The 20094-nt window shown below is 42.3% G+C and carries 17 protein-coding genes and 1 pseudogene; 7 read left to right on the plus strand and 11 right to left on the minus strand.

Going from position 1 to position 20094, the window contains the following annotated elements; genetic code table 11:
* Nucleotides 1-17: 17 nt before the first annotated feature.
* From RAM70_RS05170 to btpA, 4 genes are all read right to left on the minus strand, one after another.
* Entirely contained in the window at nucleotides 18-929 is a 912-nt protein-coding gene (locus RAM70_RS05170) for a Bpu10I family restriction endonuclease (RefSeq protein ID WP_288001792.1), read from the minus strand.
* A 16-nt stretch (nucleotides 930-945) separates the two neighbouring features.
* Nucleotides 946-2139, minus strand: a complete 1194-nt coding sequence (locus tag RAM70_RS05175) for a DNA methyltransferase (RefSeq protein ID WP_190380385.1) — start codon at nucleotides 2137-2139, stop codon at nucleotides 946-948.
* A gap of 109 nt (nucleotides 2140-2248) precedes the next feature.
* The gene (locus RAM70_RS05180; protein WP_312672613.1) at nucleotides 2249-3235 is read right to left on the minus strand and encodes a vitamin K epoxide reductase family protein; all 987 of its coding nucleotides are present in this window, start codon (nucleotides 3233-3235) and stop codon (nucleotides 2249-2251) included.
* A gap of 179 nt (nucleotides 3236-3414) precedes the next feature.
* Nucleotides 3415-4266, minus strand: a complete 852-nt coding sequence (gene btpA, locus RAM70_RS05185) for a photosystem I biogenesis protein BtpA (RefSeq protein ID WP_061432788.1) — start codon at nucleotides 4264-4266, stop codon at nucleotides 3415-3417.
* A 470-nt stretch (nucleotides 4267-4736) separates the two neighbouring features.
* On the opposite strand from btpA, the gene rimO reads away from it, so the two are divergent.
* From rimO to RAM70_RS05200, 3 genes are all read left to right on the plus strand, one after another.
* On the plus strand, nucleotides 4737-6050 hold the full coding sequence (rimO, locus tag RAM70_RS05190; RefSeq protein WP_045361723.1) for a 30S ribosomal protein S12 methylthiotransferase RimO: 1314 nt from the start codon (nucleotides 4737-4739) through the stop codon (nucleotides 6048-6050).
* Nucleotides 6051-6091: 41 nt separating this feature from the next.
* A complete protein-coding gene (locus RAM70_RS05195) occupies nucleotides 6092-7531 on the plus strand; it encodes a DEAD/DEAH box helicase (protein ID WP_312672617.1) in 1440 nt (479 codons plus the stop codon).
* Nucleotides 7532-7756: 225 nt separating this feature from the next.
* Entirely contained in the window at nucleotides 7757-8191 is a 435-nt protein-coding gene (locus RAM70_RS05200) for a DUF4332 domain-containing protein (protein WP_045361729.1), read from the plus strand.
* A 28-nt stretch (nucleotides 8192-8219) separates the two neighbouring features.
* On the opposite strand, the gene RAM70_RS05205 is transcribed toward RAM70_RS05200, so the two are convergent.
* On the minus strand, nucleotides 8220-8573 hold the full coding sequence (locus tag RAM70_RS05205; RefSeq protein ID WP_190380382.1) for a phenylpyruvate tautomerase MIF-related protein: 354 nt from the start codon (nucleotides 8571-8573) through the stop codon (nucleotides 8220-8222).
* 148 nt (nucleotides 8574-8721) lie between these two features.
* Here RAM70_RS05205 and RAM70_RS05210 point away from each other — a divergent pair, with 148 nt between their 5' ends.
* Together RAM70_RS05210 and cobO are read left to right on the plus strand one after the other, a co-directional pair.
* A complete protein-coding gene (locus tag RAM70_RS05210) occupies nucleotides 8722-9507 on the plus strand; it encodes a Uma2 family endonuclease (protein WP_045361735.1) in 786 nt (261 codons plus the stop codon).
* A 74-nt stretch (nucleotides 9508-9581) separates the two neighbouring features.
* Entirely contained in the window at nucleotides 9582-10187 is a 606-nt protein-coding gene (gene cobO / locus RAM70_RS05215; RefSeq protein ID WP_002767649.1) for a cob(I)yrinic acid a,c-diamide adenosyltransferase, read from the plus strand.
* Here the strand turns inward: cobO and RAM70_RS05220 are convergent, their stop codons facing one another.
* The gene (locus RAM70_RS05220) at nucleotides 10188-11333 is read right to left on the minus strand and encodes an aldo/keto reductase (protein WP_312672623.1); all 1146 of its coding nucleotides are present in this window, start codon (nucleotides 11331-11333) and stop codon (nucleotides 10188-10190) included.
* 286 nt (nucleotides 11334-11619) lie between these two features.
* Between RAM70_RS05220 and RAM70_RS05225 the strand changes: the two are divergent.
* A pseudogene (locus RAM70_RS05225) lies at nucleotides 11620-12868 on the plus strand (ISNCY family transposase).
* A gap of 747 nt (nucleotides 12869-13615) precedes the next feature.
* Here the strand turns inward: RAM70_RS05225 and map are convergent.
* Entirely contained in the window at nucleotides 13616-14380 is a 765-nt protein-coding gene (gene map / locus RAM70_RS05230) for a type I methionyl aminopeptidase (protein WP_045361741.1), read from the minus strand.
* 511 nt (nucleotides 14381-14891) lie between these two features.
* Nucleotides 14892-15899: a Gfo/Idh/MocA family protein gene (locus tag RAM70_RS05235; RefSeq protein ID WP_312672626.1), complete on the minus strand. Its 1008-nt coding sequence runs from the start codon at nucleotides 15897-15899 to the stop codon at nucleotides 14892-14894.
* A gap of 84 nt (nucleotides 15900-15983) precedes the next feature.
* Between RAM70_RS05235 and RAM70_RS05240 the strand changes: the two genes are divergently transcribed.
* On the plus strand, nucleotides 15984-18023 hold the full coding sequence (locus RAM70_RS05240) for a hydantoinase/oxoprolinase family protein (protein ID WP_312672628.1): 2040 nt from the start codon (nucleotides 15984-15986) through the stop codon (nucleotides 18021-18023).
* A gap of 218 nt (nucleotides 18024-18241) precedes the next feature.
* On the opposite strand, the gene RAM70_RS05245 is transcribed toward RAM70_RS05240, so the two are convergent.
* The 3 genes from RAM70_RS05245 to RAM70_RS05255 form a co-directional block, all read right to left on the minus strand.
* Nucleotides 18242-18862 carry a chorismate lyase gene (locus RAM70_RS05245; protein ID WP_002740739.1) on the minus strand — a complete coding sequence of 207 codons (621 nt, stop codon included), beginning with the start codon at nucleotides 18860-18862 and terminating at the stop codon, nucleotides 18242-18244.
* 148 nt (nucleotides 18863-19010) lie between these two features.
* Nucleotides 19011-19307, minus strand: a complete 297-nt coding sequence (locus RAM70_RS05250; RefSeq protein WP_045361750.1) for a hypothetical protein — start codon at nucleotides 19305-19307, stop codon at nucleotides 19011-19013.
* Nucleotides 19308-19967, minus strand: a complete 660-nt coding sequence (locus RAM70_RS05255) for a glutathione S-transferase family protein (RefSeq protein WP_045361753.1) — start codon at nucleotides 19965-19967, stop codon at nucleotides 19308-19310.
* Nucleotides 19968-20094 lie beyond the last annotated feature (127 nt).

Genomic DNA, 20094 nt, shown 5'->3' on the forward strand with positions numbered 1-20094 from the left:
TGATGTCGAGAAAATTTTTAGAAATATCCTTGATATAAAACATTTTCCAGTGATGGATTTGTATTATCAATATGAGTTTGTATTTTATCGATCATCCTTTGAAACACATCGGGATAATATTGAGAAGCATCCAAAAAATCTACATATTCCTGTCTGTGCAGCTGTCTTGCTTTTGAGGAGCGATACTCTTGTCGAAGATTAGCGGTCATACGCTTAGTTTTTCGTATAATTAACACATCATCAATTTGAGTAGAAATTATTGAAACTGGTGTCATATCAAGAAATTCGCAAATCAAAAAATATAAAGAGTTAGGAACGGCAATTTTTAAATCTCTACTTGTGGCTACAGCTTCCTGAAACATAGTTTTATCTAAATTAGTTTTGCACTCTGCACAAACATAGCCAAGATGAGACTCAATCAATTCATAATTTTGAAATTCTGGATCAAAAGATGACTTTAGATATAACTTTTTGCCCAGTATAAAATCCTGATTTTTGCTTCTAATATTTGCTTGACCACCTTGACCAATATTGCCGAGAGAGGATAGGAAACTTAGTCCAGAGAAGGTATTTCTTGGACCCAATTCAAAAGAGTTATCTATTCCTTGTAAACTACGGAAAACGAGCTGCGGTAAAAATTCTTCTAATATAGTATTATCTAATTTTAACTGTCCCTTCTGTCTATACAAAAAGTTATCTGAACTATCAAAAATCAAGTCAAGTTCAATAAAACGCTTATATCGGTTAGTAGCTGACACTAGCTTTTCTACTGCATCTGCTTGACTAGAATTAATCGATTCTAACTCGATAATCCACTGGCGATATTTTATAATAGCTTCTTCTAAACGTTCCCGATCAGCTTCTGGCAACCGAGGATTGTTAAGACAGGCAGTTAGTTTTGTGTAGTGAGGACGGGAAAATTCGTTCATGTATTTTTGTTGATGTTCAAATATTAACAGGATTAATATATAATCTCTTATCTAAAATTGGTGTTTTTTGAATATTATTGACTTTGGCAATTGCTGATTCTAAACATAGCTGGTTTTCTGAAGATACAAAAAGCCTACTGCTTTCCAATACCTCGAATGCTACCTCTCTAGAAATTTGTTCTATTACCTCTTGGCTAACTTGATTATTTAAGTTGATAAAATTAATTATATCCTCTATAATAACTTTACCAAATTTATTCTTAAATTTTCTTTTTTGTCTTAATACTTTCTGAAATAGCTTGGCTTTGACACCTATTTTTTCAATAATATCAGCATTATAAAAAGGTACGCCAAGAACGTTAGATTCTTGTCCTACAATTAAAACAATTCTTGCTTGCTGCTTGCTGACTCTTGCCAGTTCCTTTAAAATGTCACCCATATCTAAACAGTATTGTACTACAGTGTAGAAACGATTACTCCTATTTGCTCTATTAGAGCCAATTTCTGACTTGGCTATCTTGAGTAAATCCCATCCTAAGATTTCAGCAGATTGACGATAATTTTGATGGTAATTAAAAACATTTATATAGGGTGGAGAAGTCACAACAAAATCTATCTGATTATTTTTTAGTGGTAGAGAACGAGCATCAGATAATCCAACCCTGATCGGCTTTTGAGAGTAAGGTAGCTTAGTAATTATATTGCTAAGATGTAAAAATTTTTTCTGAATAAATTCCTGAGTAATTTTATTCTTACATACATCAAGAATGATTACCAAAGCATCAAATAAAACCTTTGACCGATCCGGTAGCATATTCCTAGTATTTTGCAATTTATATACTAAATTTTCTACTTGGTCACTGACTTCAAAAATTCTCAAAGTAAATTCTTGATCGATGATATTTCTCAGGTTTTTAAGAACTTCTTTTTTTTGAGAATCATTGATAAATTCATAGGTATGACTCATGATATAAGCAGCGGGATTAATCTCAAATCCATAAGCTTCTAGGGATAAATAACTTGCCTCTAGCAAAACAGTTCCGCTACCCACAAAAGGATCGAGGATGACCGAATTAGATGGGCAATAGAAACTTAAAATAGTCTCTATCAGTTGGGGTGAAAACTGACCTCGCCAAGCAAATAAATTGGCTCTAGTTTTCTCAATAATGTCAAGTTTTTCTTGGGGTATAGGTTGATCAAAATCTGGCAACTTTCAATCTCCCTCTATTGCTAAGAACAAAATTCAAGTTCTACTTTATCTGGAGAACAAACACTATAAAATGTCGGGGCTGAACCAGGTTCAACCCCTCAATATTTTCCTAATTGCGCCCCGGAACTGTATATTTAAAATTCATCGGGCCAGTATAACCAGAAACCTCCGCCAATTTCTCTAATCTTTGGGTTCCCGAATATTCTTGACCCTTAATAATCCAAGTGGGGAAACCTTTAATTCCGGCATCGCGACAAGCTTGGGGATTACCATTAACCCCTTGGGGATCGCATTCGATATAAACCCCTTCTTTTTTGAGGATTTCTCCCGCTTCCTTACCAAATAACTGTTTTTGATCGTAACAGTGGGGACACCAAAAAGCCCCGTATTCCTTCGCACCAATTGCTTTTAAATGTTTAGCCAGGGCGATTTCTGCTTTTCCCGAAACCGTGGTTACTTCCCAACCGTAGGGAGGTGTAGCCGCTGTCATTGGCCGGGTAATTTCTTCTTTTCCTCCTGCCACCGTCGGGGAATTTACTCCCGCATAAACCGCTAAAGTTCCCACAAAAGTAATCATTGCCACTACAACCATCGGCAGTATAATTTGTCCTAAACCTTCCCATTCGCGACCGATAATTGTAAGAATTAATAAGGTTAAAGCGAACAAAGCCGAAGTAATGCAGTAGGGACACAATTCCTTTAATTCCGTGGCTAGAATATACATTAAATAACCACTAAATACCGCCATCGCCGTCGCCCCCGCTAACAGCAATAACCAAGTATTATTTTCTAAACTTTTGCGGATATTTTTCTGAGTTTCCCCATTAATAAATAGAGGACTGAGGGCAAAAACCGCCATGGCAATATAGGCCAAAAAACCGAACAAACTCAAGGGCAGCCCGAAAACCGTAGCGTAGGGACTATTAAGAACACCACTACAACCAGCCCCATCACTAGCCCCGGCAGTACAGGCAGCAGCCCCTCCCGTCAGTTTGGTAATGGTTAAATAGCCGGTCAGAATCGCCCCCACGATCGAAACGCCCCCAATTAGGGGCCGGGAGTAGCGATGAATCCAAGGTACAGAACGACGACGCATAATATTATTTAGATTAAATTACAGCAGAATTCGGGAGTCAGGAGTCAGGAGAGAAATCTAAATGTACTTTGTCGAAAGGAAAAATTCCCTAACCATATTGTGTTAATTAGGACGTTTTCAATTCCTAAAAACTTAGGATCGCACCACGGCTGATAACTATCCGCCATTCTAGCAAGGGGTTATGTGGACAGAGGCAAAGAAGGCAGAGAATTATTAATTTTTGCCTTTTGATCGTTGATCAGGCGGGCCGTTTCCACAAATTGCGACACCCGGATCGGATCCACCGGTTCGGTAATTTTGCCATGACGCTTGAGGGAACTAGCCACGATCACCCCATCAGCAGCCGGCAGTAACCGCCCGATATTGTCCAAATCAGCCCCGCTGCCGATAAAAACCGGTGTTCCCTTGGCCGCCGCCACTGCTAGTTCCAAATCCTCAAAACTGGGGGGGCTACCGGTGGCCCAACCGGAGAGGATCACCCCGTCTGCCAGTCCCCGTTCGATCGTATCTTGCACCGCCGTAGTCAGATTAGGGGTTCCCAAGGGGCGGGCGTGTTTAACCAAAACATCCGCTAAAATTTTGACCTCAGACCCCAATTCGCGCCGATAACGCAGGAGTTCGTGGGCTTGACCCTCAATAATGCCTTGATCGGTAGCCATAACCCCCGTTAGCACATTAACCCGAATAAATTGGGCATTGACACAGGTAGCGATCGCTAAGGCACTATGGGCATCATTGCGGAGAACATTAAGACCGATCGGTAAGACCACCAGATTTTTAATGCGATCGACAATTAAAGTCATGGCACTAACCACGGCTGGATCCACCTGTTGCTTAGTAAAGGGGGCATCAAAAAAATTCTCGATAATCAAACCATCAACACCACCGGCAGCCAAAGCCGTCGCCTCCTGTTCAGCCCGCTCGATCACCGTCTTGAGACTGCCACCCCAACGGGGGGAAGTGGGCAGGGGGGCGAGATGAACCACGCCAATAATCGGGTTTTTTGTCTTGAAAGTTGCAATTAAGTTCACAGCGTCTACTACTCTTAGCGTCCCCAACCATGCGCCGCTCACCCATTTTAACAGGGTGAAGGCCTAGCCACGGTTCCACGGGGGGGAAATTATTTTAACTTAGTGCCAGCATTCGTCCCTCGCACTTAGTGCGATGGGACGGGGCTTTTAAAGGGGCGAAGTAATTCGCCCCACAGTTCCCCTCATCAATGCTGACTTTGTATATAGACAATTCCAAAAAACTATGTTATCATAAACGGGTCTTGACCACTATTCCTTAAGCGATAACCAAGCTCAACGGGTCGTGTTGCAAGAAAAAGTGTGGGTCTTAGGAACTAGGACTCCTGCCTGTAGAGGGAAGGTAAGACTTGCTATCTTTCGAGGTAGAAAGCGCATCCCATTGAAGCAGGAAGCTCTCAAATCCGTTGAGAGTAGTTCACAATGTCTTAACATTAAAAGAGAAGTTTAAGATTTGGTTGATACTCGATCGCATGGGCAATAAGCCAACCATCGCTATCTCACACCTGGGCTGTGAGAAAAACCGGATCGACTCCGAGCATATGTTAGGACTGCTGGCCAAGGCCGGCTATCCCGTAGATAATGACGAGGAGTTGGCCGATTACGTTATCGTTAATACCTGTAGTTTCATTCAAGCAGCTAGAGAAGAATCCGTTCGCACCCTCGTGGAACTGGCGGAAGCTAATAAAAAAATTATTATCTCCGGCTGTATGGCCCAACATTTCCAAGATGAACTGCTGACGGAATTGCCGGAAGCCGTGGCCATTGTCGGCACAGGGGATTATCAGAAAATCGTCGAGATCGTGGAACGGGTAGAGACGGGAGAACGAGTCAAAGAAGTCAGCACCGATCCCACTTTTATCGCCGATGAAAATCTGCCCCGTTATCGCACCACTACCGAAGGAGTCGCCTATCTGCGGGTGGCCGAAGGCTGCGATTATCGCTGTGCTTTCTGTATTATTCCCCACCTGCGCGGCGATCAGCGATCGAGATCGATCGAGTCGATTGTGGCCGAAGCGCGACAATTAGCCAGCCAAGGAGTCCAAGAATTAATTCTCATTTCGCAAATAACAACCAATTATGGGTTAGACTTATATGGCGAACCCAAATTAGCGGAACTCTTGCGAGCGCTGGGAGAAGTCGATATACCTTGGATTCGCGTTCACTACGCTTACCCGACCGGGTTAACGCCAAAGGTTATCGAGGCGATCCGAGAGACCCCGAATGTTTTACCCTATCTAGACTTGCCGCTACAACATTCCCATCCCCACATCCTGCGGGCGATGAACCGTCCCTGGCAAGGACGAGTCAACGATGGCATTATCGAGCGGATCAAGCAAGCTATCCCGAACGCGGTTTTACGAACGACTTTTATCGTCGGTTTCCCCGGAGAAACCGAGGAACATTTCAGCCATCTGCTGGAATTTGTCAAGCGTCATGAGTTCGATCACGTCGGGGTGTTTACCTTCTCCGCCGAAGAAGGTACAGCCGCTTTTGACCTGCCCGATCCAGTGCCACAGGCAATTATGGACGAACGCCGCGAAAGGTTGATGTTAACTCAGCAACCAATCTCGGAGCGCAAAAATCAAGCTTATATCGGTCACACTGTCGATGTTCTCATCGAACAGGAAAACCCAGAAACAGGAGAATTAATCGGGCGTTCCGCTCGTTTTTCCCCGGAAGTGGATGGCTTGGTTTATGTGACAGGGGAGGCGATTCTAGGTGCGATCGTGCAAGTCCGAATCACTGCGGCCGATACCTACGATCTCTACGGCGAAATAGTCTAATTTTTCCATTTTTCTAATTTAATTCCCACAAAACAATCCCTATGACCACTGGTTTCAACAATTTAGGTTTATCCGATAGCCGTCTTCAACACCTAGAAACGCTTGGATTCACCACCCCCACGGAAATTCAAACCAAAGCCATCCCTCTCCTTCTAGAAGGGCATGACATGGTAGGAATGTCACAAACGGGAACCGGCAAAACCGCCGCCTATTCCCTGCCTTTACTGGAACGCATGGACACCAAAAATCCTAACGTTCAAGCTTTAATCCTCACCCCCACCCGGGAATTAGCCCAACAGGTAGCCAGCGCCATCAAAGATTTCTCTGATGATCGTCGTCTCTTTATCCTGACAGTCTGTGGTGGTCAATCCATGGAACGTCAGATCCGCAGTCTGGAAAAAGGTGTCCAGATTGTGGTCGGGACTCCCGGCCGGGTAATCGATCTGCTCGATCGCAAAAAACTCCATCTAGAATCCCTAAACTGGGTAGTCCTCGATGAAGCGGACGAAATGCTCAGTATGGGTTTTATCGATGATGTTAAGAAAATTCTGCAAGCATCCCCCTCCACCCGTCAAACCGCCTGTTTCTCGGCAACTATGCCCCGGGAAATCCGCGATTTAATCGCTAATTTCTTGAAATCTCCCGTTTCTGTGACGGTTTCTCAACCCCAGGCCGCTCCTGCTAAGATCGAGCAGAAAATTTATCTGATCCCTCGCGGTTGGACAAAATTAAAAGTCCTGCAACCCCTGTTAGAGATCGAACCCCTAGAATCGGCGATTATTTTCGTCCGCACCAAGCAAACCGCAGCCGAATTAACCAGCAAACTGCAAGAAGCGGGGCAAACGGTGGATGAATACCACGGTAACTTAAGCCAAGTGCAACGGGAACGACTGGTGCAACGTTTCCGCGAGGGCAAAATTAAATTGGTGGTAGCCACAGATATCGCGGCCCGCGGTCTAGATGTGGAAAATCTCAGCCACGTTATTAACTATGATCTGCCAGATAATGCCGAAACCTATATTCACCGCATTGGCCGCACCGGCCGCGCTGGTAAAACAGGAACTGCTATATCCTTAGTAGAACCGATTGATCGGCGTTTATTACGTCAGATTGAACAGCGTCTGCGTCAACGTCTGGAATCTAGTCCCATTCCTAGTCGTGCCGAAGTAGAAGCAAAACGCCTGGCCAAGCTGCAAAATCAGCTAAAAGAGGCTTTATCGGGGGAACGTATGGCTTCTTTCTTGCCTTTAGTGCGGGATTTAAGTGAAGAATACGATCCCCAAGCGATCGCGGCTGCTGCCCTGCAAATGATCTACGATCAAAATTGTCCCCAGTGGATGAAAACCGATTGGGAAGTTCCCGCAGCGACGAGCAGTAAACCGGTGATCAATAAAACTCCCCGCAGTGGTGGTAATAAGTATCCCTCTAAGTCGAATAACCGTCCTTCCCTGGACAAAAAAATCGTCTTTCAAGAACGTTAATTTTTAGTTCTTGAATAGATAATTTTAAGAGTTGATAGACCGTTTTGGTTCTATCAACTTTTTTTCTGTGTACAATTCATAAAAACTACACATTGAATTCCTCCCTTTTCCCCTTTTTTAAGGGGATACCGAAGCTAGGGGGAGCGATTCTCACCAGACATCGACCGGCTAATCTGGGCCTGAAGATAACTGCTATAATCTACTTATCAATAGTTAATAATTTCGATGAATCGATCGCAACTTATCCACAGGCAAAGCTGGTTAATTGAACATTTGCCGGGGTTAAGTGACCAAGATTGCCAAAAATTAAAGGATTGCGGTATCGATACCACCGCACAACTTTTGCAAAAAGTTCTTCCGCAATTGGGTAAGGAAAAATTAGCGGTAAGAATGCAAATTCAGGCTAAACATATTAATAAGTGGGGGGCAATGGCGGAATTAGCCTCGATTCCCGCCGTGGGTTGTCAATACTGCGGTTTGCTGGTTCATGCCGGTATTGCTTCCATCCCGCAATTGGCACAGACATCAATTCAGCAATTGCATCGACAGATTCTCCGCTTTCAGGTGGCTAATCTGCAAAGACGCGATTTATGTCCCGATATTGCGGTGATGTTAGCTTGGATTGAACAGGCGAAAATCTTAACCAGAGAGTTAAAATAAGCCCTATCTCCGATAATTTTGGCATAAATTAGCCAAAAGTAGTGCCATTCCATCCCCAAAGATCACCTTTCGCCTCGGCAAATTCTAGATAAATGCGATTTTTCGGTATTCCTAAATAAGCCTCAATTTCTTGACAAAAATCACTACTCATGCTTTTAGTTTGAGCGGCGGAAATAGAACCAACACTTTTAATCTCCACATAACACACCGGCTCAAAAGTGCCAGCAAAAGTCATTTTTATACCCGATTCTAAAGCTGTCATCACATAGGATTCGGGTTTTACCAGATGTTTAGCTAATTTAGCCGAAAGACTCTGCAAAAGTTGATTAACAGTCTCATCATCGGGGGAGGTGACAGAAGTTTGAATTTTAATTAGAGGCATAGGAAAAATCTCAGAAATATTTTCCTATAATATAACAGTTTTTTCCTTCAGAAAGCTTCAATTATCGAACCACATAACTCCGGCTAGAGCTTCTTTGATGATACCTAGCTGTTATAATTAGATAAATGTCCCAGCCAGGGGAAAAACTATGACGACTCTCGACATTTCAGCAGAAGTTACCTGTCCCCCCACCGATTTATGGAGTGATGAACCACCCTTGGAAAGTGATTTACACCTGCAACAGATCATAATTCTTCTCAGTTGTCTAGAATTATTATGGCAAGAGAAAAACGATTACTACGCTTCTGGTAATCTGACTATCTACTATAACGAAGAACAACTGAAAAAGCGCGATTTCTGTGGTCCAGATTTTTTTGTGGTTTTAGATACAGAAAAACGTCCCCGCAAAAGTTGGGTGGTTTGGGGAGAACAGGGTAAATATCCCAATGTAATCGTCGAGATTATTTCCGATTCTACGGCCAATATTGACCGCAATAAAAAGAAAATTCTCTACCAAAATACTTTTCGCACTCCTAATTATTTTTGGTTCGATCCTAATACCTTAGAATTGCAAGGATTTAGACTAATTGAGGGACAATATCAAGCTATTGCTGCCAATGAGCAGGGTTATCTATGGAGTGAACAGTTAGGATTATATTTAGGCATATTTGACCGTAAACTGCGTTATTTTACCGTCGATGGTCAACTGGTTCCCACTCCCCAAGAAGCTGAATTAGAGCAAAGACAAGCAAAGGAACGGATTCTTTTAGAAAAAGAACGGATTCTTTTAGAAAAAGAACAGGCTCTTTTAGAAAAAGAACGGATTCTTTTAGAAAAAGAACAAGCTCTTTTAGAAAAAGAACAAGAACGACAAGCTAAGGAAAAATTAGCGGCAAAATTACGAGAATTAGGCATCAATCCCCAGACAATTTAGCCGGTTAAAATCTGCAAACGGCCATCAATAAACCCTTGAGTTATAATTATCTTGATTTGACTGGATAGACCCGAATGCAACTGACTCCCGAACAATACAAAGAAAAAATGCAGCGCCGCAAGGCAATCCAAGAAGAACGTTTAGCCGAAAAAATTGCTGAAAAAGGTTTAATTATCGTTAATACCGGCGATGGTAAGGGAAAAACCACGGCAGCCCTCGGTATGGTTTTACGTTCCCTCGGTCATGGTTACAAAGTGGCGGTGGTACAATTCATCAAAGGTGCTTGGGAACCTGCCGAACAAAAGATTTTTAGTGTTTGGGGGGAACAAATCGAGTTTTATGCTATGGGGGAAGGTTTCACCTGGGAAACCCAAGATAGGGAAAGAGATATAGAGAAAGCCCAAGAAGCATGGCAAAAAGCCCTAACTTTTCTCGAAAATCCCCAATATAAATTAATTTTACTCGATGAGATCAATATCGCCCTTAAATTCGGTTATCTGGATATTCAGGAAGTTATCGCTGGTTTAGCCCGAAAACCCGCTAATTGTCACGTTATTCTCACTGGTAGAGGAGCCTTACCCGAATTAATCGAGATAGCGGATTTAGTCACGGAAATGAAGTTAATTAAACATCCCTTTCGTCAACAGGGAGTAAAAGCGCAACCCGGCATCGAATTTTAATTAACTACTGCTTAAGCGTTGTACCGTCTCTCCCGACAATAATCGATGAGTTTCGGCGAGAAGATAGGGAATTTTATCAGCGTGGGGACTAGCGGCTAAACAGGCAGTTAAATCGAGTTTTTCCACCTCTTTTGCTTGTTGACCGGGGAACCAATGACCCCCATTCCCCAAGAGATTGTATCTGGCCCTGGCAAAGTCGATCATATCGTAGGCGATAGCAAGATTGTGTAACCAGAGGATAGAAGGAATATTAATCTGATTGGGTGTATTTTCCCAGCTAGGTAAACCCACAGACCAAGTTTTTACCCAATTATCGCCTAAACAGTTGATCATCTCCCCTTGCAATCTCTCGATAATTGCCGGTAAAATCTCCTCGGCTCGATCGAGTAAGGGTAAAGTTTTCAGGTGTTCATCAAAATCTGTGGGTTGCGCTGCACCGATACTCAGGGTATGAACGGCCGGATGACTGAGACAGAATAGGTCATTAAAAACCATCGGACTGAGAGGAGAACAGAGAGCCACGAGCTTAGGGGGAGGATTGTAGAGATGGCCGCCCTTATCGGAGGGACTAATGATAAAAACGCCCATATCGTGCTGTTTTGCCGCTTCTATGGCCGGCCAGTTATTCTGAAAAATATAGTACCAGTGCAGATTGAGGTAATCGTAACAATTTGTTGCAATAGTCTTGACAATTACATCAGTTGGTGCATGGGTGGAGAAACCGATAAAACGAACTTTTCCTTGTTGCTGTAATTTTTTCGCCTCTTGCCAACAACCGCCCTCGGCCATAGTGTCATCGAGAATTTCGGCCGTGTTGATGCCATGGATGCCCAACAAATCCACATAATCTAACCGTAAAAATTGCAGGGATTGCTCAAATTTACGGCGAAATTCCCGCACATCTTGACTAGGAGAAACTTTCGTCTGCACGATAATCTTATCCCTCGGTAGTTGCGGCAAAATTTTGCCCAATTGCATCTCGGAAGTGCCGTAACCCCTAGCGGTTTCGATGTGATTAATCCCCACTTCCAGAGATTTATTAATGATTGCCTCTAAATTGCCTTGATTCTCGTCGGGAATTTGCGACATTGGCAAATCCTGCCACTGAAATTGATAGCGCATTCCCCCACAGGAAAACACCGGCATTTGTAGATTAGTGCGACCGAAACAGCAATTCTCATTTTAAAAAGTAACAAGTGATACAGACAGAAACAAAGCTTTAAGCAAGCTACAAAATGCGCTCCCGCGAGTGCGACTGCATCGCAGAGAAGTGAGTATATAGAGTATTTATACTCAAAATATTTGAAAGATGGGAGAAATCTAGAACAAAAGTTCTCTACATCAGAAAGAGAACCAAATAAAAATTGATGATTGTTGTCTGTTGAGGTAAAATTATTAAGTTGGAAATATTAATTAATCAAACTGTTCTGCGATGACGAAAAAGGCTGTGACTTTAGAAATTCCTGAATTAATACAATTTTTAGTTCAAGAATTACATGACTTACCCGATGACAGAAAACCAGGAAACAATACCAAATATCAGGTAGAAGATGCAGTTAAGGCGGCTTTTTCGGTTTTTTTTACTCAGTCACCTTCTTTTTTAGAGCATCAACGTTTGATGAAAATTAGTAAGGGAAAAGATAATGCTTCAAGTTTATTTGGTATCAAAAAAATACCTTGTGATAATCAAATCAGAAACCTGTTAGATCCTATCCCAGCTGCCACAATATTTGGCTCTTTTCAACAAGTCTATCAATGGTTAAAAAAACAGGGAGTTATTAAAAATTTTTTCTACTTAGATGAGGAAATTTTAATAGCTTTAGATGGTACGGAATATTTTTCTTCAAAGAAAATTAGTTGTCCCCATTGTAATTGCCGCAATCATCGTAAGGGAACGACAACTTATTTTCATGGTTGCGTCACGCCAATTGTGGTTTCTCCTGAGCAAAAACAAGTGATTAATTTAGAACCAGAATTTATTAAAAAACAAGATGGGCAGCAAAAACAAGATTGTGAAAATGCGGCTGTTAAAAGATGGTTAGATAAGAATCATCAAAAGAAGTATGGTTATCCTGTAACCCTGTTAGGAGATGACTTATACTCTCGCCAACCTATCTGTGAGTTAGCTCTAAAACAAGGTTATAATTTTATTTTTGTTTGTCTTGAAACTTCTCATAAAACCTTATATGAATGGCTAGAATTTTTAGAAAAAAGTGGAGAAGTTAAAACCGTAGAAAAGAAACAATGGGATGGACGAAAGAATCTCATTTATCGTTATCGTTATGTTTCTAGAGTTCCTCTGAGAGAGGTCGAGTCAAGTCTCGAAGTTAATTGGTGTGAAGTCACGGTCATTAATGAAAAAACACAGAAAATTATCTATCAAAATAATTGGATTACCAATCATCAAATTACTGAAAATAATGTTGAAAAAATTGTCAAAGCTGGACGCAGCAGATGGAAAGTTGAGAATGAAGGAAATAACGTTCTTAAAAATCACGGTTATAATTTAGAACATAATTTTGGTCATGGTCAAAGTCATTTATGCGAGTTCTTGTTGTCTTTAAATTTACTAGCTTTTTTATTTCATACCGTTTTAGATTTAGTTAATCATACTTATCAAAAGATTCGTGAGTTATTAGTTACTCGCACCAGTTTTTTTAATGATATTCGTACTTTATTAAAATATTTTTGTTTTAAGAATTGGTCAGAGTTTTTCTTGTTTATTCTTACCGAATATGTCCCGCTCAAAAAAATAAATTCTAGTTAAAAATGTCAATTTTTCGAGAGAAGGAAAGATTATTTTATTCATTGAAAAAACCACAAATTAGGTCAGAATTTCAGCTAAATTTATGAGTTGAGATAAGTTTTTTATGGGCAGATATTTTAAAACTGTCTCTTGAAGCTAATTATGATGATTATCTTGAAAAAAAATGATAATTAGACAGAAGTTCTCTTGTTCACATAGAGAACTTTATCTTCTTTTGTTTTCAAAATGAGAATTGCTGCGACCGAAACGACGATACTGCATATATTCAGTTATCAGTTATCAGTGAACAGTTATCAGTTATCAGTTATCAGTTATCAGTTATCAGTTATCAGTTATCAGTTATCAGTTATCAGTTAAGTAGTCGTGCAAAATAAATTTCCTAGTGAAGAAAGGCACTCATGCAAGAGGCAAGAGGCAAGGGGGGGTTAGATATGTGTAATTAATTTTGCTTAGGTACTTATAGTCATTTCAATTAAGATTGAGAATATCAATCCCAGAGTTCATAAGGTTTTTGTCGGTCTAGAGTGTATCAGACTTATCTGAAATGACTATATCAGTGGGGAGATGGGGTTTTAGGGTTTTGGGGTTTTGGGGTATTAGTTGACACTTCTCTATTTCCCCATTCTCCCATTCCCTATCCCCTGTTCCCTGTTCCCTAAATTTAATCGGGTAAAGTGAGAATTTCGACACCGGTTTCGGTGACGGCAATGGTGTGTTCAAATTGGGCCGAAAGTTTACCATCTTTAGTAATAGCAGTCCAACCGTCTTTTAAGAGAATATGTTGCCAAGTACCCTCATTAATCATTGGTTCAATGGTGAATACCATGCCAGGGCGAATTGTTTTGCCTTTGCCGCGAATGCCGTAGTGGGGAACCTGCGGACCGGTGTGAAAAACATTACTGATACCATGACCGACAAAATCTCTAACCACTGAAAATCCCTGTCCTTCGGCATATTCTTGGATAGCTGCGCCGATATCGCCGATTTTACCCCCCGGCTGCACCGCATCTATGCCTCTTTGCAGACATTCTCTGGTCACTTCCACTAACTTTTTGGCCAAGGGGGAGGGAGTACCGACAAAGAAAGTCTGCGAAGTATCGCCGTGATAACCTTCTAAAATCGGGGTGACATCGATGTTAATAATATCGCCGTCTTTGAGGATTTGATTGGCGCTGGGGATGCCGTGACAGATAACCTCGTTAATGCTAGTACAGATGGACTGAGGAAAGCCATGGTATCCTAGAGGCGCACTTTTGGCTCCATGGGCGCGAGTCCAACGTTCTGCCTCGTCATTGATTTCTAGGGTACTTACCCCCGGTTTAACCATATCTGCCAGATGATCTAACAGTTTAGCCGCTAATCGTCCGGCTCGACGCATTTTTTCAATTTCCCGGGAGGAGAGTAAGGTGATGGTATCGTTGCCCATGAATTATCCGACTGTTGAGAAAGATTCTTGTTACATTTCTTATCCTAGCAAAATCGGGCAGCGTTATGGTTTAGGGGGGGGAGACTTTTCAGTTATCAGTAAACAGTAAACAGTAATCAGTGAAAAGACAGCACTGTTACTGCCATTTAATACTGCTTACCATTTTTCTTTATTAGTGGCAGACATCCTACTCCCCTTGCCCCCCCCACCCCCCCCCGACATCGGGGGGGGTGGGGGGGGCAAGGGGGGGCAATTAACTAGGTTTTGCTGAATAATGGTAAAACCCTTTTAAAATAAGGCTTTTGACCTGTTAAAATCCGATGTTCATGCTGCGAAAATAGGATTAAGACCTTCAAAAACCTGGCATTATCCTTTGTATAGTACATAGACTGGTACAAAAAAAGAGGGCAACAAAGCCTGAAACGACCGGCTACTGACGACCGACGCGGAGACTCCTAACCCCACCAATAAACTTTTTGCCGCAAACCCTACTTATCAATCCCCTGTTTCCCTATTCTAAGCGCAGGATTTCTCCACCTCTAGCTAGAGATAATTCTGCTGCCTGGAGGATTTTGACTAATTGGGTCCCTACCGATCCCGAAGATACAGGAGAATCGACACCCGTAGCCACCGACTCTAAAAAATGTTCGCATAATGCTTTTAGGGGTTCACCATCGGCAATAGGGATAGATTCCGTCTCCTGTCCCCGGGGAATAAAATAGGCTTCCTGACGCTCAAAATGGCCCTTTTGTCGGGTTAAAGGCGATCGAGAGTCTAATTCATTAAAAATTAAAGTCCCTTCGCTGCCAACTATCCCTAAACGTCGCTGTTTATCGGGATTCAACCAACAAAGGTGAATAGTCGCTTGAAAACCATCGCCATAGATCAGGGTTAACCAGACTAAATCGGCTAGATGAGGTTGTAGCCAGAAGGTTCCCCTCGCCTGCACTAATACTGGTGTACTATTTAGCCAATGATTAAAAATCGAGATATCGTGAATAGCTAGATCCCACAAAGCGGACACATCCTGACGGACGGGACCTAAGTGGGTGCGAGTGGCATAACCATAAAGAGGTTTACCGATACCCCCGGATTGCAGGACTTTTTGTCCAGTGATAACGGCGGGATGAAAAAGATAGGTATGATCAACTAATAAAATACGCTGTTTTTGCGCCGCTAATGCCGTTAATTCGGCACATTCTTGGGGATTGAGGGTTAAGGGTTTTTCGGCGAGGACGTGATAACCTAAATTAAGAGCGTCTTTAATCAGGGGATAATGGCTGATGGCGGGAGTAACGACGACTACGGCCGAGATTTCGGGGTGAAGACGAATTGATTCCCAGTCATTGGCTAAAATAACTTTATTAGTATCCAGATTAAATTGATCCCGACAGAGACGGAGTTTTTCAGGGGAGGGATCAACGATTGCCACCACTTGTGCTGAGGGATGTTGAGAAAAATGACGGACGAAATGCACTCCCCAACGTCCTACCCCTAAGATAGCGATTCCTGTGGACATTTTGCTTACTCAGATAAATCAATCTAGTTTATCTTAAAAGAATTAGGCACAATTGTTAATTGATTCTGAGAACTGGAAGGGATTATGTTAAAATTTTTCATCGATCGAGGGGGAACTTTTACCGATATCGTGGCGATAATCGATCAACCAGAAATTATTGAACGACTAGCTAGAGATGCCGCTAGATTTCTGATTGTTCCCCTTGCCGATCAACAGTGGATTGTTCTCTATAAACTGCTCTCGGAGAATCCCGAAAAATACCCAGATGCAGTCATTCAAGGGATCAAAGATATTAGCGGTTCCCTAGATAACATCGAAGTGATCAAAATGGGAACAACGGTAGCCACCAATGCGCTGTTAGAAAGAAAAGGAGAGCGCACGGTTTTGTTAATCACCAAAGGTTTTAAAGATGCCTTGAGAATTGGCTATCAAAATCGCCCCGATATTTTTGCCCGTCAAATTATTCTTCCTTCTTTATTATACGAACAAGTTATCGAAGTGGCGGAACGCTACGATAGTCAAGGACAAGAATTAATCGCCGTTAATCCCGCCCAAGTTAAAGCCGATTTAATACCAGTTTATCAAGCGGGTATCCGAAGTTGTGCGATTGTTTTTATGCACGGTTATCGTTATCCTGACCACGAAAAACAAGTGGCAGCTATTGCCGAAGAAATCGGCTTTACTCATCTAGCCATTTCCCACCAAGTCAGTCCTTTAATGAAACTGGTATCCCGGGGAGATACCACGGTAGTTTCTGCCTATCTATCGCCAATTTTACGCCGCTATGTTGATAGTATTAGCCAGCAATTACCGAAAACTAGCTTACTATTTATGAAATCCGATGGCGGTTTAGTCACCGCCGATAAATTTCAGGGTAAAGATAGCATTTTATCCGGTCCTGCGGGGGGAATAGTTGGGGCAGTACAAACCAGTTTAAGGGCGGGATTTAGCAAAATTATCAGTTTTGATATGGGAGGAACTAGCACCGATGTTTCTCATTTTCAAGGGGAATACGAGCGCCAAACAGATAACGAAATTGCCGGCGTAAGAATGCGAGCGCCGATGTTAAGTATTCACACCGTGGCCGCTGGTGGGGGTTCGATTTTAGTCTATGATGGTTATCGTTTTCGGGTCGGACCGGAAAGTGCCGGAGCTAATCCGGGACCGGCCTGTTATCGACGGGGTGGACCCTTAACAATTACCGATGCTAATGTTTTGTTAGGAAAAATTCAAGCTGCCTATTTTCCCGCTATTTTTGGAGAAGAGGGAAATTTACACCTAGATAGAGAGATTGTGCTGACAAAGTTTCAAGAATTGGCGGCAACAATGGGGGGTAATAATAGTCCTGAAATGTTGGCTGCGGGGTTTATTCAAATTGCCGTGGAAAATATGGCTAATGCAATTAAAAAAATCTCTCTACAAAAGGGTTATGATCTCAGTGATTATACTCTTTGTACCTTTGGCGGTGCCGGGGGTCAAGTGGCCTGTTTAATTGCCGATACTCTGGGAATGAAAAGTATTTTTCTCCATCCCTACGCCGGGGTTTTAAGTGCCTACGGCATGGGTTTGGCCGATTTGAGGGTAATTAAAGAAAAAGCGATCGAACAGCCGTTAAATGCCGATTTAATCGCGCAGTTACTCACGGAAATGAACGAATTAGAAGTCTTAGCGGGTCGGGAATTAGAGGGTTATAATCGGGTGCGGCAGCAAGTCAGTTTAAAATATCAGGGCAGTGATGCCACTTTAGCGGTTAATTTTAGCGATCAAATGCGTCAGGATTTTGAACGGGAACATCAAAGACGTTATGGCTTTAAACAAGAACAAAAAGCTTTAATTGTTGAGTCGATTGCCGTGGAATTGATCCAGACTATGGACAGTCCCCAAGAAGCAATTTTAACCCGCACCCGTCCGATGGGAGAATTACCTCATATCCTCGATCGAGTAGCGGTTTTTATGGCTAATCAATGGCGGGAAACGCCAATTTATCAGCGTTCAGATCTGCAACCTTTTGATTGTCTGGCAGGACCCGCAATTATTATCGAAAAAATTAGCACGATTGTGATTGAACCGGGTTGGATGGCAAAATTAACGGAGAAAAATCATTTAATTCTCTCCAAAGATTAACTAGGGTTTGCGGCAAAAAGTTTTTCGTGGGGGTAGGGTGTGGGGTGTGGGGTGTGGGGTGTGGGGTTTTACCAGTTTTGAGGTGGCCAATTACCTAATTTTCAGGGAAAAAGTGCCTAAATTTCCCCCACTTTTTGATTTCAAAAAAGCCTAAAGATATTATCCAACAAGGTTTTTAGCTTTATTCAGTAAACCCTACATAGAAATATCTACAGCAGTTATCCTAATTGATCAATTCTCATTTCGCCGAGGTATTTACGGAGATAGGGAGAAAAAACCTCGTAAATCAGGGTAAGGGGTTGGCGAGCGTGCCAAAATAGGTAATGACGACCCCAAAATGCTCCTTTTTCCCCAAAAGCTATTTCTAATTCCGGGGAATGACCGTAATAAAGTCCCTGCACATCGCGATATAATTCCGTGTGCAGCCGCGAGAGACTTTCCCAAATCGGTAGGGAACGATTTTCTAGATATTCGTCCACTTGATTGGCAGACCACCAAGAAGCGGCATAGGCTAACCTTTGACCACTAGCTGTGCGTAACCAAACTTGACGACGCAATCTCGGCCCCGGAATCAGGCTAATTTTCATCGGTGCGCCATCCTCATCGTCGCCGATGGGGGACATATCGATCACATCCACTTCCGTTTTTTCACCGGTTAAAAGTTGTAAATGACGGGTGGGAGAACCATCGCCGAGAATTAAAATCTGCCAAGGAGGCGCGAGTTGGCTATGGGGTAAACCTTGTTTAACATCGGTTTCGTCTCCTTGCCAGAGAGGGGACAGGGAGTACCAAGGACGATTAAGCAGGGGCTTTTCTTGGGGGCGGAGGATAGCAGTCAAGGTTTGTTACAAAACTTTATGATTTTTTCATTAATCATAACACGGGATTTTTGTCTGCTGGTGATAAAAGCGATCGCCTTGCTCTAATCCTCTCTAACTTTTCGGTTAGCAGATGCACTCTTGCCAAAGGAGATCGACTATTTTGATTTTAACGATAGAAAGGTATGAATATCTGGAGGAGTTTTTGTAATCTTCTCAGGGCAATTAATTGTCGAATCTTGGGATTAATTTGGGGGGGATAAATGCTGGTGGCTAATTGTTCTTCTAGTAAAGCATATTCTGCCGCAGTTAGGGGTTGATTATCAAGGGGCGAGCGAGCCGAAGTGATAATTTCTGCTCGTAAAATTTCTTCGGGAATATCTTCGGGAGAGGGCAAAGCAAGGGTTTTGAGGGGCGATAAGAAACCGATCGAGATAAGGATGATAATTTTGGTTGTTCGCTGCATTTAATTTAAACCGGGGGGCAATTTTTCTCGACACTGTTGATGAATTTCCCCGATTCTAGCAAACAACCAGGGATATTTTTGACGATAACTGGGAATTAGAGCCAGAGGACTGAGTAGAGCAGTGGCGGCAATATCGGCTACACTTAATTTATCTGCCACTAAATAGGGCTGATCTTGCCAATATTCTAGAATCTTGAGGGCATTTTCTAGGCGCTCCTCCGCTAGTTTTACCCTGGCTGGGGTGATTTTATATTGTTGTCGCACGATCTTAATAATTATTTGACTACTCAGGGAAGGATCGATCGCTTTTCCCTCTCCGGCGCGATAATCATAATAGACAAATCTCGTCGCTACTCCAATACTTTCATCTAACCAATCCTCTAGTAACCAAGCTTGATTTTTCTCCTTTTCCCCAGCGGGAACAAAAGAGGGGAAAGGAACTACTTTTTCTAAATATTTTAAAATGGCAGTAGAATCGGCAATAATCTCATCTGCTGCCATTAAAACGGGGACAGTGGTTAACCCTTTAGTTAGGGGACTGAGTTTGAGAATATGTAGTCCGGGAGTGAGATTTTCTACTTGGTAATCAATCCCCTTATAACCTAGGGCTAAACGAGCTTTGCGACAGTAATGAGATGTGCTAAATTGAAGTAAAAGCATTAAGTTTTGTTGGTTGCTATAATAGTTATCAGTTATCAGATTTGAGTTTTAAGTGAGCAGTATGTATTAAGCGAGCAGTATTATTCCTACTGTGTTTTCACTGATTACTGTTTACTGTTTACTGTTT

This window comes from Microcystis wesenbergii NRERC-220, from assembly GCF_032027425.1.
GTDB lineage: Bacteria > Cyanobacteriota > Cyanobacteriia > Cyanobacteriales > Microcystaceae > Microcystis > Microcystis wesenbergii_A.

What these genes read in the sequence shown, in the direction of transcription:
- rimO (WP_045361723.1), top strand. Translation starts at nt 4,737, where the DNA reads ATGGGCAATAAGCCAACCATCGCTATCTCACACCTGGGCTGTGAGAAA.
- RAM70_RS05255 (WP_045361753.1), bottom strand. Translation starts at nt 19,967, where the DNA reads ATGCTTTTACTTCAATTTAGCACATCTCATTACTGTCGCAAAGCTCGT.
- map (WP_045361741.1), bottom strand. Translation starts at nt 14,380, where the DNA reads ATGGGCAACGATACCATCACCTTACTCTCCTCCCGGGAAATTGAAAAA.
- RAM70_RS05195 (WP_312672617.1), top strand. Translation starts at nt 6,092, where the DNA reads ATGACCACTGGTTTCAACAATTTAGGTTTATCCGATAGCCGTCTTCAA.
- RAM70_RS05205 (WP_190380382.1), bottom strand. Translation starts at nt 8,573, where the DNA reads ATGCCTCTAATTAAAATTCAAACTTCTGTCACCTCCCCCGATGATGAG.
- RAM70_RS05180 (WP_312672613.1), bottom strand. Translation starts at nt 3,235, where the DNA reads ATGCGTCGTCGTTCTGTACCTTGGATTCATCGCTACTCCCGGCCCCTA.
- RAM70_RS05210 (WP_045361735.1), top strand. Translation starts at nt 8,722, where the DNA reads ATGACGACTCTCGACATTTCAGCAGAAGTTACCTGTCCCCCCACCGAT.
- RAM70_RS05200 (WP_045361729.1), top strand. Translation starts at nt 7,757, where the DNA reads ATGAATCGATCGCAACTTATCCACAGGCAAAGCTGGTTAATTGAACAT.
- cobO (WP_002767649.1), top strand. Translation starts at nt 9,582, where the DNA reads ATGCAACTGACTCCCGAACAATACAAAGAAAAAATGCAGCGCCGCAAG.
- RAM70_RS05170 (WP_288001792.1), bottom strand. Translation starts at nt 929, where the DNA reads ATGAACGAATTTTCCCGTCCTCACTACACAAAACTAACTGCCTGTCTT.
- RAM70_RS05240 (WP_312672628.1), top strand. Translation starts at nt 15,984, where the DNA reads ATGTTAAAATTTTTCATCGATCGAGGGGGAACTTTTACCGATATCGTG.
- RAM70_RS05220 (WP_312672623.1), bottom strand. Translation starts at nt 11,333, where the DNA reads ATGCCGGTGTTTTCCTGTGGGGGAATGCGCTATCAATTTCAGTGGCAG.
- RAM70_RS05235 (WP_312672626.1), bottom strand. Translation starts at nt 15,899, where the DNA reads ATGTCCACAGGAATCGCTATCTTAGGGGTAGGACGTTGGGGAGTGCAT.
- RAM70_RS05250 (WP_045361750.1), bottom strand. Translation starts at nt 19,307, where the DNA reads ATGCAGCGAACAACCAAAATTATCATCCTTATCTCGATCGGTTTCTTA.